The following is a 15,509-nucleotide window of genomic DNA, read 5'->3' as shown; positions in this document are numbered from 1 at the left end:
TAAAAATTTAACAGTGTACTTAAAAAAAAATGTTACATTTATTAATTACCTAACAACCTAACGTATTTTGAAAAAACTCCTGACCCTTTTTGTCATTAGTCTCTTATACCCCTATTTTGGGGTTTCTCAGGATATTGAGTACTATAAAACGGTTGTAGACACTACGCAAAGTCCTACTTTAAAATTAGAAGCTTTAGATTCTCTTATTACAAAATCTTTCAGAAGGGGTGACGATGATGCCTTTATTGCATATAGCCTTCAGCATATAGATTTAGCGAAAGAAATTGATAGTATTGACCAGGCTGCTAAAAAAGCTATGAATCTTCAGTTTTTATATACCAATAAAAAGGGAAGGCCCGAAAAAGCTGTTTCTATTATTAATGGAGTGCTTGCACATAAATATAAAATTAAAGACAGTTTTTTATTGGGTGGGTTATACTTAAAACGAGGTAGCGCCAATTTTAGAATAGATCTAAAAAGAGCAATTGACGATTATACTTTAGCTCTTGAAAATTTTTCAAAGAGTGATTCCATATATCTTGCAGATGCTTATTTGTTTAGAGGGCAAGCGTATTCAAATCTGGGAAATTTTGTTCCTGCAGGAGAAAGTTATCAAAAAGCTTACAGCTATTATGAAGCTCTTAAAGACTACAAATATATGGTACATGCCCAACAGGGTATCATTACCATGTTTAGTATGAATGGTTTTTACGATAAAGCAAAAGAAGAGCGTGAAAAAATAATTGAAAAATTACAACAACTAAAACTCAATGAATTTCTAGCCGTAGAGTATTATAATCAAGCTTTGGATTATAAGAAAATGGGAGACAAAAAGCTTCACTTGCAATATTTGAACATGGCAGTTGAAATATTAAATAAACCATGGGAAAAAGACAGGAATTATTCTCAATCCATATTTGTTCACTCTAAACTGGCAGAATACTTCGCTTCGGAAGGAGATATTGAAAATGCCACAAAACAAATAAACCTTGTAAAAGGATGGTCCAAAAATATCGATGACATTAACTCCCGGGTTAACTATTATGGTGCAATAGCAAAATATCATTTTGCTTTGGGAGATTACGAAACCGCATTAAAAAGTGCTCAAAAAAAATTAGAAGGTTCTAAATCTTATAATTATACAGATGCGATCCTAGAATCATACGACCTGCTGGCAGATATTTATGCAGGAAAGAAAGACTACAAGAAGAGCTTAGAGTGCAGGGAAGTATATATTTCAATAAGAGATTCTATTTATAACAGGAGTACTGCTAATTCCCTTGCTTACTTTCAAACTCTTTATGAAACCGAGAAAAAGGAAAAAGAATTGGTAGAAAAAACCACAAGTATTCAGCTTTTGGAAAAAGATAACGATTCCTTTAAAAAGGTTGTAGCATTTTCGAGTGTTGCGCTTCTGCTTTTATTTGGTGTAATTCTACTATTTAGAAACCAACAAAATCTAAAAAATAACAAAATACTTCAGGAGAAATTTAGTCAGAAATTGTTGGTTTCTCAGGAAGAGGAGCGCAAACGTATCTCTAAAGACCTGCATGATGGACTTGGACAACAGTTATTGCTTATTAAAAACAAAGTAATTTCTAATGGAGATAATCCAACAAAAAAAATGGTTGATGCTGCTATTGATGAAGTTCGAACGATCTCTCGGGACCTTCACCCCTTTCAACTACAGGAGATGGGTATTACTAAAGCTATTCAGCATACCCTTACACAAATAGACGAGAATACTACTTTATTTATCTCTTCTGAAATTGATAATATAGACAATTTATTTTCTCCGGAACAGGAGGTAAACATCTATAGAATTGTACAAGAAAGTCTTAATAATATTTTAAAACACGCTAAAGCTGAAGCCAGCAAGGTATCCATTAAAAAGCTCACACATAACATTATTATTTCCATAAAAGACAATGGAAATGGTTTTGATTTTTCAGAAAAATATCAAGATGTAAAATCACTAGGTCTGAAAACATTATTAGAACGCACTAAATTTTTAAACGGACAAATGAAAGTGCAGTCTAAAATGGATAGTGGTACTACTTTAGAATTTCAATTTCCAGTTTAATGAAGAAAGAGACTATTATAATTGCAGATGACCATCCTTTATTGTTAAAGGGGCTAAATGATTTTTTGAAGGAAAAAGATTATAACATTATTGGCAGTGGAAACAATGGCCGGGAAGCATTTAATCTAATTACAAAACTAAATCCTGATATTGCTATTTTAGATATACAGATGCCTTTTTTATCTGGTCTCGAGATTGCAAAAAAATGTAAAACAAATGGGTTTACCACAAAGATAATTCTCATTACGCTTCACAAAGAAAGAGATTTGTACCAACAGGCTCAAGATCTAAATATATTTGGGTATGTTTTAAAAGAATTTGCTTTAGAAGAAATTGAGACTTGTATTAAAACAGTATCTAAAGGAAATCCTTTTTTTAGTCCGAAAATCAAAGAATTGTTAGGTCCTAATAATCTTGAAGAAGCCTCCTTAAAGAGTTTGACCCCCTCTGAAAAAAAGATCTTAAAATTTATTGCTAATGATAAGACCAATAAAGAAATAGCATCCCTGCTATTTATCTCTTATCGTACTGTAGAAAAGCATCGAAGTAACATCATCACAAAATTAGAGTTAGAGCATAAAACAAACAGTCTTCTTATTTGGGCTAAAGAACATCAAGACAGGCTGGTATAGTTAAAAAAGGTCATTTTTGCTTCAAATTTACGTGTTAACACGTATTTCAATTTTGTCAATAATTTCTCACTTTTACAATATGAAAAATTCAGTATTGTTGAAGGAAGAAAAACATAAAAGCAATAAGATTAAAAGGATTGTTTTTATTGTAGTTACAATATCAATTATTGCGACTGTCTTGCTTAACGTACTGAATTATTTTGTTTCATATAAATAAGTCCTAAGGTTTAAATTTTCAACTAACTAATCAAAAAACCCGGCTTAAAGCCGGGTTTTTTATTCATTTTGAAAAAATTATATTACAGCTCCAGTGCTTTTTTAACATCATTGTCCATTAAAAGTGCTACAGGGTCTTCCAGGGCTTCTTTTACTGCTACCAAAAATCCTACAGATTCTCTTCCATCAATAATTCTGTGATCATAAGATAAAGCAACAAACATAATGGGTGCAACAACAATTTCACCATCGCGAACAATAGGGCGTTCCACTATATTGTGCATTCCTAAAATTCCGGACTGTGGCGGGTTAATTATTGGAGTCGACAACATACTTCCAAAAACTCCTCCGTTAGAAATAGTAAAGGTTCCTCCGGTCATTTCGTCAACAGTTATTTGTCCATCACGAGCTCTAAGGGCCAATCTTTTAACTTCTGTTTCTACTCCCCTAAATGATAGTTCTTCTGCATTTCTTATAACCGGTACCATCAATCCTTTTGGACCGGAAACAGCAATTGAAATATCTTTAAAATCATGTTTTATTTGAAAATCTCCATCAATCATTGAATTTACATCGGGATACAGATCTAAAGCTCTTACTACCGCTAAAGTAAAAAAGGACATAAACCCTAGTCCCACTCCATGCTTCTCTTTAAACTGTTCCTTGTATTGCTTTCTCAACTCAAAAATAGGGCTCATATCCACTTCGTTAAAAGTGGTCAACATTGCAGTTTCATTCTTTGCTGAAACTAAACGTTCTGCAACTTTACGGCGTAACATAGAAAGCTTTTTGCGTTCCGTACCACGGTCTGCTCCCTCTCTGGGTGTTCCCATAGATGGTTTTACATTTTCAGCATCATTCTTTGTAATACGTCCATCACGGCCAGTTCCTTTAACTTCTTTAGCTGCAACTCCTTTTTCATCTAAAATTTTCTTAGCAGCAGGAGAAGGTGTACCTGTTGCATAACTTTCCGTTTTTGGTGTTTCTTGTGATAGCTCTTTTTTATCTTCTTTAGGAGCTTTTTCTTGAGGACTTGATTTGGCATCATCTGGTTTTGATGCTTCTGTATCAATTAAACATACTACTTCCCCAACAGCCACGGCATCGCCTTCTTCGGCTTTAAGGGTAATAATCCCACTTGCTTCTGCAGGAAGTTCCAAGGTAGCTTTATCGCTATCTACTTCGGCAATGGCCTGGTCTTTTTCAACCCAATCGCCATCTTCAACTAACCACTGTGCTATTTCTACTTCGGTTATGGATTCTCCCGGTGAAGGGACTTTCATTTCTAATGCCATAGTATTTCTATTTTCCTAAAAGGAGTTTTGTTACTAGTATTACTTTTCATTTATTTTAAAAACACTTTCTATAACTTTTTCATGACGCAACTTAGAGCGCACGCTACTTCCTGATGCCGGAGCAGCATACATTTTTCTACTACAAACCCTAAAATTTTTGGCTTCTTCAAAATGCATCAAAATATGCGAATAGGCTCCCATATTCTTAGGTTCTTCCTGTGCCCAGACTATATCGTCAGCATTTTTATATTTTTTTAGTACTTCCCTCATTTGGGTTATTGGTAATGGGAATAGTTGTTCTATACGAACTAATGCAACATCGTTTCTCTTTAATTCTTCCTTCTTCTCCAATAAATCGTAATAAAATTTACCACTTACAAAAACCAATGTCTTTACTAAATTTGGTTTCACGTCTGCATCATCAATAAGCATTTGGAAACTACCATTTGCAAATTCTTCTTTTGTAGAAAGTACTCTTGGGTGTCGTAATAAGCTCTTGGGCGTAAATACAATCAATGGTTTACGATAATCCACTTTCATTTGGCGACGTAACAAATGATACATATTTGACGGTGTGGTACAATCTGCTACAAACATATTATCTACAGCACATAATTGAAGATAGCGCTCCATTCTTGCAGAAGAGTGCTCTGCTCCTTGCCCTTCATAACCATGTGGTAAAAGCATTACCAGGCCATTTTGGGTTTTCCACTTATCTTCTCCGGCAGAAATATATTGATCAATCATAATTTGAGCTCCATTACTGAAGTCTCCAAATTGTGCTTCCCAGATAGTTAGTGTTCTTGGGCTTGCCATAGCATAGCCGTAATCAAATCCTACGACTCCATATTCTGAAAGCAATGAGTTATAAATATAAAAATCCCCTTGTGTTTCTTTTAACTCATTCAACAAAATTATTTCTTCTTCACTTTCTTCTACTTTTATAACCGCATGACGGTGTGAGAAAGTTCCACGTTCCACATCTTGTCCACTCATTCTTACATCGTAACCTTCCTTCAATAAGGTTCCATATGCTAATAATTCACCCATCGCCCAATCCAATTGATTGTCTTCAAAATACATTTTATGGCGTGCGTCAATAAGCCGTGAAATTTTTCTAAGGAATTTTTTGTCTTTTGGAAGTTGTGTAATCACTTTTGCTACATCATCTAGTTTTGCCATACTTACCGTTGTATCAACATCTTCCATCATCTTATCCCCTTCGGCATAATGAAAACCTTCCCATTCGCTTTTCATAATAGCCGTAATTTCGGTCTTATCTTCTTTACGGGAATCTTCCAGATTCTCTTCGAGCTTGTTCTTATATTCCTGTTCTAATTTCTTAGTGTATTCTTCTTCAATAATACCTTGTCTGTACAATTTCTCAGCATAGATATCCCTGGGGTTTTTATGCTTGGATATGGTTTTATATAATTGAGGCTGTGTAAAACGAGGTTCATCTCCTTCATTATGTCCATATTTACGGTACCCTAGCAAATCAATAAAAACATCCCGACCAAACTCCATTCTAAAATCCAATGCAAAAAGCATCGCATGTACCACCGCTTCAGCCTCGTCAGCATTTATATGAAGTATTGGGGAAAGTGTTACCTTCCCTACATCTGTACAATAGGTAGAAGACCGACCATCCAGATAATTTGTTGTAAAACCTATTTGGTTATTTACAACAATATGTATGGTCCCTCCGGTTTTATAACCATCTAATTGCGCCATTTGTACAATCTCATACACAATACCTTGCCCGGCAATTGCCGCATCACCATGTACTATTATTGGAAGCACTTTACTGCTATTGTCTTTATAGTGACGATCCTGCTTTGCCCTTGCAATTCCTTCTACAACACTTCCTACCGTTTCTAAATGTGAAGGGTTGGGAGCAATATTTAAGTTGATTTCTTTACCAGATTTGGTTTTACGTTTGGAGGTCCAGCCTAAATGATATTTTACATCTCCATCAAAAATATCTTCTGCATAATCTTTTCCGTCAAATTCACTAAAAATATCTTTGGCACTTTTCCCAAAGATATTGACCAATGTACTTAAACGGCCTCTGTGTGCCATTCCCATCACAAATTCTTCAACACCTTTTTCTGCGGCATTTTCAATTAACGTATCCAATGCAGGAATTAAACTTTCTCCACCTTCCAGGGAAAATCGTTTTTGCCCAACGTACTTAGTATGTAAAAAGTTTTCAAAAGAAACTGCTTCGTTTAATTTTTTTAGAATGTGTTTCTTTTGAGTTTCAGGAAAGTTTGGCTGATTGTCATTAACATTCAGCTTGTTTTGTATCCATTGTATTTCTTCAGGTTTACGAATGTACATATATTCGATTCCAATAGAATCACAATAAATACTTTGAAGGTGTTTTATAATTTCTTCAAGTGTGGTTTCAGGCATTCCTAAAACATCTGCCGCTTTAAATTTTGTGGCCAGGTCGTTTTTATTTAGCCCAAAATTTTCAATATCCAGTGTTGGAGTATATTTTCTTCTTTCACGTACAGGATTGGTTTTTGTAAATAAATGACCTCTTGTTCTGTAACCGTCAATCAATTTAATTACCTGAAATTCTTTTAAGACCTTTTCAGGAATTTCCTGCCCGTTTTGCTCAATCCCAAGCGTTTCAAGAGAACCATTTTCAATTCCAAAATCAAACCCTTGAAAGAAGGCCCTCCAGCTGGGTTCTATACTATCCGGAAATTGTAAATATTTATCGTAGAGTTCTGCAATGTATGCCGGGTGAACCGCATTTAGAAATGAAAATCTATCCATAATTGGAATAAAGAGGACTATTTTTAAATAAAACGTTACAAAAATACAACAAATCCCCAAACTATGGCTTTGTGATTTTATATATTTATGATTAGTAAACTCATAAATATTTCACAATGAAATCACCCTTATCTATCCTCTTTAAAAAGTTTTTCTTTTTGGCAGCTATTAGTTTGTTTATTCAAACCGGAATTGCGCAGGAACAAAAATCTCAATTTTGGTCTAATGTTCGTTTTGGCGGGGGATTAGGGCTAAGTTTTGGCAATGAATTTTTTAGCGGAACCATTGCTCCAAGTGCTATTTATGAATTTAACGAGCAATTTGCTATGGGCCTAGGAGGAAATTTCACGTATAACAGCCAAAAGAACTTTTATAAAACTACTATTGTAGGTGGCAGCGTTTTAGGTCTCTATAATGTCATTCCGGAATTGCAACTATCCGCAGAATTTGAACAACTTTATATCTCGCGCACTTATGAATCTGACCTGCAAATATCAAATGACTACTACTGGTACCCTGCATTATTTGCAGGAGCAGGATATAGGACGGGAAATTTTACGGCAGGAATTCGGTACGATGTGTTATACGATGAGGACGAGAGTATTTATGCCTCAGCCTGGGTACCTTTTGTAAGAGTTTATTTTTAAACCGTTCGCTTCATTAACTGATTTCCAAATTGGCGGAATGCCATTTTTTTATCATCAGAAATTTTTATGTTTTCCAAAACCCTGTATGCTTTTTGAGTATAGGTCTCAATTTCATTTTGTATAGCTAATGCGGCTCCCGAAGTTTCAAAAATATTCTTTACAGCTTCAATTTTGTCTAAAGGATCGTCAGGTGAAATACTATACAAATGCTGTAATGTTTCTACTTCGGAAGGACCACTCTTTTCAATAGCTGTTAAAAAAAGGAAGGTCTTCTTGTTTGATATTATATCGCCCCCTACTTGTTTTCCGAAAGTTTCCGGATCTCCAAAAGCATCCAAATAATCATCCTGTAATTGAAACGCAATTCCCAAATTACGGCCAAACTCATAAATACTATCTCTACAACTTTCCGAAGCATTTGCTACGATAGCACCCATCTTCATTGCAGCTCCCACTAAAACTGCTGTTTTATAATTGATCATTTCAATATATTCAGATAAAGTAACATCATCTCTGGATTCAAAATCTATGTCGTACTGTTGTCCTTCACAAACTTCCAAAGCAGTTTTACTGAATAGTTTTGCTAATTGTTGAAACATTTTTGGTTCATAGTCTTCAAATAATTGATAGGCCAGGATCAACATAGCATCACCGGACAAAATACCCGTGTTCAAATCCCATTTTTCATGTACCGTTTCCTTTCCACGACGTAAAGGAGCATTATCCATTATATCATCATGAATTAATGAAAAATTGTGGAACAATTCCAAAGCAAGTGCAGCGTTCATAGCCTTTTTGAAATCGGTCTCAAAAAAATCACATGTCATCAAAGTTAGGGTTGGACGTAGTCTTTTGCCTCCCAAAGAGATGATATACCGGATAGGTTCATACAATTGTGTAGGTTTTTTTACACGTATGGTTTCTTCAAGATGTTGATGCAACGCATTATAATATGTCTCCAAAACTTTCATTAAAATTTCCAGCTAAAATACAAGTTACATGGTAAAAGGCTACTAAATAAATGATAAAAAGACTTTAGGTATTGTAAACATTTAAAAAATGTTAAAAAATTGTAAAACCTAGGAAACTTTTATTGTTTTTTAAGTTTCCTTGCTATATATTTGCACCCGATTATGAAAGAAAAAATAATTCAAAAGGCTTCAGAGCTCTTCTTACAACTTGGTTTTAAAAGTGTTACGATGGATGATATTGCTAACAATATGGGCATATCAAAAAAAACCATTTATACGCATTTTAACAATAAGACCCATCTGGTTAAAGAGGCAACTCTCGCGGTTTTTCATGAAATAACTTGTGGAATAGACCACATCCAATCTCTCAATAAAAATCCTATTGAGGAACTATATGAGATCAAGAAATTGGCCTTAGTACAATTAAAAAATGAAAAGTCTTCCCCACAATACCAATTACAAAAGTATTATCCGGAAATATTTGCAACACTAAAAGAGAAGCAATTTGAAAAAATGCGAGAATGTACCCTTTATAACCTAAAAAGAGGTATTAGCTTAGGCTTATATAGAGATAATCTTGATATAGAATTTGTATCACGTATTTATTTTATTGGTGTCATTGGAATAAAAGATGACACTCTTTTCCCTATTGAAAAATTTCCAAAAGCACAATTAATGGGAGATTATTTAGAATATCACTTACGGGGTATTGTTACAGCAGAAGGACAAAAAACACTCAATAAATTCATCAAAAAACAATCTAACTAATGAGGAAACTTATTGCAATTTTCAGCTTTACATTGCTGCCGTTTTTGGGCGTTGCACAACAACAAAAAACATACAGTTTTAATTTAGAAGAAGCCATCACTTTTGCATTGGACAGTAATTACACAGCTATCAATGCAAGGAGAGATATTGCAAAGGCTATAAAACAAAAGTGGGAAACCACCGCTACAGGATTACCGCAAATTAGTGCTGCTGCTTCGTATCAAAATAATTTAAAACAACCTGTTACATTGCTTCCTGCAGAAATCACCGGTGGTGACCCAGGCACTTTTGTTCCTGTTGTCTTCGGAACGAAACAAAATGCTTCAGCCACAGCCACTCTGGACCAATTAATATTTGATGGCAGTTATCTTGTAGGCTTACAAGCAGCCCGCGCCTTTTTAGATTTTTCTGAAAACGCAGCAGAAAAAACAAATCTCGAAGTTCGCAAGGGAGTGATCAACGCTTATGGAAGTGTATTACTTTCCAAAGAGCTCGTCGCTATTTTTGAAAAGAACAAAACCAACCTTGAGAAAAATCTCTTCGAAACCCGAAAGATCTATGAAAACGGGCTCACCGAAGAGGAAAGTGTGGAGCAACTGGAAATCACTTTATTAGATATAGAAACCCAATTAAGTAATGCACACAGGACTGAAAATATCGCACGACAAATGTTTAATGTCGCTTTGGGTATTGATGTAGAATCTACAGTAGTGTTTGAGGATACTTTAGATAGTTTAACACAGGAGAACATTCAGCTTACATTTTTAGATACTTCTTTAAATGTAGAGCAAAACGTAGATTATAAAATTGCCTATAATCTCACTGAACAACGATCTTTAGAGTTAAAGCTTGAAAAGAGCCGGGCTTTACCGACCCTTTCTGCTTTTGTAAATTATGGAACCGTCGCCAATAGTGATGATTTCACTTTTCTTGATAAAGAACAAGTCTGGTATCAATCCTCCATTCTTGGAGTAAATATGAATATTCCCATATTTAGCAGTGGAATGCGAAGTGCAAAAACGCAACGGGCTAAGATTGCTTTAGATCAGGCTGAAACCGAGTTAAAAGAAACTATTCAAAATGTGCAACTAACATTGAATACCGCAAAAAGCAACTATCAATTTGCAGTAGAGAATTATGAAAATTCAAAGAAAAACCTGGCTCTTGCAGAGCGTGTAGAAGGTAAAAACCAAGTAAAATTTACAGAAGGCCTTTCTACAAGTTTTGACCTTAGGCAGGCGCAAACTCAACTATATTCAGCACAACAGCAATATTTTCAGGCAATGCTGGATGTTATCAATAACAAAACAAATTTAGAAACTGTGTTAAACACACCTCAACTAAGAAACTAAAAATAACTAATCACTCTAGAAAACTCTATACAAATGAAAAAAGTAATCTTAATCCTCTTAATCACCTTTACTGCAGCTTCTTGTGGAGATGATTCAAAATCAGTCGATGCCATAGTCGAGTCAGGTAATCTTGAAGAGATTCGTGTAAAACGCTCAGAAATTGTAGCACAGCAACAAGCGATCAATCTGCAATTAGAAGAGATCGATAAAGCCATTTCAAAATTAGATACCTTAAAAAAAATACCCTTGGTAACTGTTTTTGCAGCAAAACAAGAAGAGTTTAATCACTTTTTAGAGTTACAGGGAAGTGTTGAGACAAAAAAGAACATTCTATTATATCCGGAATATTCCGGTCTACTCACCAGAGTCCTTGTAAAAGAAGGTCAAAAAGTATATAAAGGGCAATTATTGGCTTCTATTGATGATGGTGGGCTTTCACAACAACTTGCACAAATGGAAGTTCAGGCAAATCTTGCCAAAACTACTTTTGAAAGACAGCAACGTTTGTGGGAACAAAAAATAGGGAGTGAAATAGAATACCTTCAATCGAAAGCCAATTATGAAGGACAGCAAAAAGCTGTAAATCAAATGCGCTCTCAGGTAGCTAAGACTAATATTAGAGCTCCGTTTTCGGGAATTATAGATGATGTAATGACAGAACAAGGAACGGTAGTTTCCGCCGGGCAATCACAGGTATTTAGATTGGTTAATTTAGGTGATATGTATATTCAGGCCGATGTCCCAGAGAGCTACTTACCGGATGTTACCGCAAATAAAAGTGTAGAAGTGTACTTTCCGGTATTAGGTGAAAGTGTAGAAACCAAAGTTTCACAGGTAGGTAATTATATCAACCCAAATAATAGAACATTTAAAGTTGAACTTGATGTTCCTAATAAAAACGGAAATATTAAACCCAATTTAACCGCTAAAATTAAGATCAACGATTATACTAATGAAGAAGCGATTTTAATTCCGCAAAGTGTTATTTCTGAAAATGCCAATGGGGAGCAATATATATATGTAACCAATGGTACTGATAACCCTAAAGAAGCTATCGCAAAGCGAGTTATTGTAGAGACCGGAAAAACACAAGGAGATTTTGTAGAAATAACAAAAGGAATCACTAACGGAGATACCATCATAAAAGAAGGTGCCCGAAGTGTAAAAGACGGACAGTTAGTTGAACTTAAAAGTGTAGAGAGCAATGAGTAAAAAGCTAAAAAGTGTTGATAAAGAGTTTCGACTGTCTTCATGGGCAATTGATAACAAGACGACCATATATGTAATCATTGGTATCATTTTAATATTGGGGCTTTCTGCTTACAACAGTATGCCACGCGAAAGCTTCCCTGAAATTAAAGAGACCAAGATATACATTAGTACGCCTTATCCCGGTAATACCGCAGAAGACATTGAGCGCCTCATTGTAGATCCATTAGAAGATAAACTGAGGAATGTTAGCAATGTCGTTGAGATTATTTCTACTTCACAGGAAGATTATGGAATTATTACTGTAGAATTTGATGAAGATATTACTGTTGAAGAGGCCAAACAAAAGGTAAAAGACGAGGTAGATAGTGAAACAGCTGGTGAAGACTGGCCCACTTTTAATAATGCAAAGGTAGAACCTAATGTTTTTGATCTGAATTTTTCTGAAGAAACACCTATTAGTAATATCAATATTAAAGGGAATTATCCTACAGATAAGCTAAAAGAATTCGCCGAATATTTAGAAGATGAAATTGAAGACCTGCTGGAAATTAAGCAAGTTGACATTCGTGGAGCACAGGAAAAAGAAGTTGAGGTAGCTGTAGATATCTATAAGATGATGGCAGCTCAGGTAAGTTTCGATGATGTAATTAGTGCCATAGGAAATGGAAACGTAACTATGTCTGCCGGAAACCTGGTTACCAGTGGACAGAGAAGAACCATTCGAATTTTAGGAGAAATCGATCGCCCTGCACAGTTAGACAATTTTGTGGTCAAGTCTCAAGATGGTGCTGTTTATTTAAAAGACATTGCAACAGTTCGTTTCAAAGAAGAAGAAAAAACTACCTATGCTCGTGAATTTGGTGAGGGCGTTGTAATGCTCGATGTGAAGAAACGTGCCGGTAAGAACATGGTTGAAGCAGCTCAAAAAATTGAAAAGATTATTGAGTATGCAGAAACCAATGTGTTTCCATCAGATGTTGAAGTAACTATTGCGAATGATCAATCTGTAAAAACCATCAACCAAGTAGATGATTTGGTGAATAATATCATTTTCGGGATTATTCTGGTAGTGACCGTTTTGATGTTCTTCCTGGGCTTTAGAAATGCATTATTTGTTGGTTTTGCAATTCCTATGTCCATGTTCATGTCATTTATGATTCTTTCGGCATTAGGTTATACAATGAATACCATGATCCTCTTTGCCCTTATTATGGGACTGGGAATGTTAGTTGATAATGGTATTGTGGTAGTTGAAAACGTGTATCGCTTAATGGATGAAGAAGGTATGTCTCGTAAAGAAGCTGCTAAAAAAGGAATTGGAGAGATTGCATTTCCTATTATTATCTCTACAGCAACAACTGTTGCTGCCTTTGTCCCTCTTGGGATGTGGCCCGGAGTAATGGGAGAGTTCATGATCTATTTCCCTATTACTCTTTCCGTAGTATTAGGTTCTTCACTTTTTGTAGCAATATTTTTTAATTCGATGTTGGTTTCATCATTTATGGAAACCGGAGAGAAAGAACTGACAAGAAAACAACTTATTAGATTAAGTATCATTCTGGGAGGTTTTGGATTATTGATCAGCCTTTTTGGTGGCTCAATGAGCGCATTAGGTAACTTAATGATCTTTGTTGCCATTATGTTCTGGATCTATAAATACTTACTTAAAAAAGCGGCGAATTATTTTCAAAAAAATATACTTACCCGATTAGAAAACAGCTATAAACGCTTTTTGGGAATGGCTCTGACAGGTTGGAAATCCGGAGCATTTGTAATAGGCACCTTTTTATTATTGTTCATTGTATTTGCATTGTTTGGTGCTTCGATAGGGAGTCAACGGACAAGTGTAGAATTTTTCCCGGACAATAAGCCCAATCAAATTACAGTATATATAGAATATCCTCAGGGTACCGATATTGAAAAAACAAATGAAATAACTCTGGATATTGAAAAACGAGTCTATGAAGCTCTTAACGATCAGCAATACGTTGACGGGGGTTATAATTATATGGTAGAATCTGCCGTTTCACAAGTTGGAGAAGGTGCCGGAAACCCTCAAACCGATGGTGGCTCATCAGCAGAAATGCCACACCGTGGTAAGATCACTGCTACCATGCGGGAGTATAAATTCCGAAGAGGTCAAGACAGCGAAATACTTAGGAAAAAGGTTCAGGAATCCTTAAAAGGGATTTATCCGGGAGTAGCAATTTCAGTAGAAAAAGATCCGGTAGGACCTCCTGTGGGTTATCCTATCAATATTGAGATTGAAGGAAATAACTATGACGAATTGATTCAGGTAGCAGAGCGAATGAAAAATTTCATCAACTCACGAAACATTGCCGGAATCGATGAATTAAAGATTGATGTGAACAAAGGAAAACCTGCCATGCAAGTATATGTGGATCGTGAAAAAGCAGGCGAATTAGGTGTTGCAGCTGGTCAGGTTGGAACTCAATTACGACGTTCTTTATTTGGTGAAAAAGCAGGGGTATATAAAAAAGATGGAGAGGATTATGACATATATGTCCGTTTTAATGAAGAGAATAAGTACAACAAAAGTGCACTTTTTAACCAAAACATCACTTTTAGGGATCAGGCTTCCGGCTTAATTAAGGAAATTCCTGTTTCTGCTGTTACTTCAGAAAAGAACACTTCTTCTTTTAGTGCCATCAAGCACAGAGATACAAAACGTGTTGTAACAGTGTATTCTGCTTTAGAAGCCGGGTATACAGATGCAGGTGCTATTGTTAGTCAGATACAAACAGAAATGTCCAACTTCAATGACCTACCGGAAACCGTGTCCATAGATTATACGGGACAAATCGAAGAACAAAACAAGCAAATGGCATTTTTAATGGGAGCGTTCTTTTCCGGACTAGGGTTAATTATGTTGATCTTGATATTTCAGTTTAGTTCTATCTCAAAACCAACCATTATAATGATAGCGATATTCTTAAGCTTCATTGGTGTATTTGGAGGTATTCTAATAACAGGAGCTTCGTTTGTAATTATGATGACCATGATGGGAATAATTTCCCTAGCGGGTATTGTAGTAAATAATGGAGTTGTATTACTGGATTATACACAATTACTCATAGACAGAAGAATGGTTGAGTTGGAAATGGATGATAATGACCTGCTTTCAAAAGAAGAAGTAAAAGAAATTATTATTAGAGGAGGTAAAGCGCGTTTACGTCCGGTAATTTTAACGGCAATTACAACGGTATTAGGCCTTATCCCTTTGGCTATTGGATTTAATATCGATTTCTACTCTTTATTTTCTGAATTTGATCCAAAAATCTACTTTGGAGGAGACAATGTAATTTTCTGGGGTCCTTTGGCTTGGGCCGTTATCTATGGATTGATCATTGCTACCTTCTTAACGTTGATTATTGTTCCGGTACTATTCTATATAGTTCACAGGATGAAATTGAGAATACGAAGGTGGCGCTCCAAACCAACCGAAGATAAAGTTAAAGCCTCTTTGAAAGATGCTGCATAATAAAAAACCCCTTTCTTTTCAGAAAGGGTTTTTTTTATGTC

10 protein-coding genes are annotated in these 15,509 nt (G+C 35.4%); 7 read left to right on the top strand and 3 right to left on the bottom strand.

Annotation, left to right across the window (positions count from 1 at the left end; translation table 11 throughout):
- The first annotated feature begins 67 nt into the window (after positions 1-67).
- Positions 68-2,083: a tetratricopeptide repeat-containing sensor histidine kinase gene (locus ACY2RT_RS09150; RefSeq protein WP_490155609.1), complete on the top strand. Its 2,016-nt coding sequence runs from the start codon at positions 68-70 to the stop codon at positions 2,081-2,083.
- A complete protein-coding gene (locus tag ACY2RT_RS09145) occupies positions 2,083-2,715 on the top strand; it encodes a response regulator (RefSeq protein WP_490155608.1) in 633 nt (210 codons plus the stop codon). The genes ACY2RT_RS09150 and ACY2RT_RS09145 overlap by 1 nt, the downstream gene beginning before the upstream one ends.
- 299 nt (positions 2,716-3,014) lie before the next feature.
- Here ACY2RT_RS09145 and odhB read toward each other — a convergent pair whose 3' ends face one another.
- Positions 3,015-4,226, bottom strand: coding sequence for a 2-oxoglutarate dehydrogenase complex dihydrolipoyllysine-residue succinyltransferase (gene odhB / locus ACY2RT_RS09140; RefSeq protein WP_490155607.1), 1,212 nt, complete (start codon positions 4,224-4,226; stop codon positions 3,015-3,017).
- Between the two features lie 39 nt (positions 4,227-4,265).
- A complete protein-coding gene (locus ACY2RT_RS09135) occupies positions 4,266-7,016 on the bottom strand; it encodes a 2-oxoglutarate dehydrogenase E1 component (protein WP_490155606.1) in 2,751 nt (916 codons plus the stop codon).
- A 116-nt stretch (positions 7,017-7,132) separates the two neighbouring features.
- Between ACY2RT_RS09135 and ACY2RT_RS09130 the strand changes: the two genes are divergently transcribed.
- Positions 7,133-7,663 (top strand): alpha-ketoglutarate decarboxylase, encoded by a 531-nt coding sequence (locus tag ACY2RT_RS09130; RefSeq protein WP_490155605.1) that lies wholly within the window; start codon positions 7,133-7,135, stop codon positions 7,661-7,663.
- Here ACY2RT_RS09130 and ACY2RT_RS09125 read toward each other — a convergent pair.
- Complete coding sequence (locus ACY2RT_RS09125; RefSeq protein ID WP_490155604.1) at positions 7,660-8,634, bottom strand: polyprenyl synthetase family protein; 975 nt, start codon at positions 8,632-8,634, stop codon at positions 7,660-7,662. The two genes, ACY2RT_RS09130 and ACY2RT_RS09125, sit on opposite strands and share 4 nt — an antisense overlap.
- Positions 8,635-8,796: 162 nt before the next feature.
- On the opposite strand from ACY2RT_RS09125, the gene ACY2RT_RS09120 reads away from it, so the two are divergent.
- The 4 genes from ACY2RT_RS09120 to ACY2RT_RS09105 are packed head-to-tail and all read left to right on the top strand — an operon-like array spanning position 8,797 to position 15,468.
- On the top strand, positions 8,797-9,402 hold the full coding sequence (locus ACY2RT_RS09120; protein ID WP_490155603.1) for a TetR/AcrR family transcriptional regulator: 606 nt from the start codon (positions 8,797-8,799) through the stop codon (positions 9,400-9,402).
- Positions 9,402-10,754, top strand: a complete 1,353-nt coding sequence (locus ACY2RT_RS09115; protein WP_490155602.1) for a TolC family protein — start codon at positions 9,402-9,404, stop codon at positions 10,752-10,754. The genes ACY2RT_RS09120 and ACY2RT_RS09115 overlap by 1 nt, the downstream gene beginning before the upstream one ends.
- Positions 10,755-10,787: 33 nt before the next feature.
- The gene (locus ACY2RT_RS09110) at positions 10,788-11,966 is read left to right on the top strand and encodes an efflux RND transporter periplasmic adaptor subunit (protein ID WP_490155601.1); all 1,179 of its coding nucleotides are present in this window, start codon (positions 10,788-10,790) and stop codon (positions 11,964-11,966) included.
- Entirely contained in the window at positions 11,959-15,468 is a 3,510-nt protein-coding gene (locus tag ACY2RT_RS09105; RefSeq protein ID WP_490155600.1) for an efflux RND transporter permease subunit, read from the top strand. Before ACY2RT_RS09110 ends, ACY2RT_RS09105 begins: the two co-directional genes overlap by 8 nt.
- The last annotated feature ends 41 nt before the right edge of the window (positions 15,469-15,509 follow it).

The organism is Ulvibacter sp. 2210JD10-4, assembly GCF_058148525.1.
This window is presented reverse-complemented; position numbering and strand designations above follow the sequence as displayed.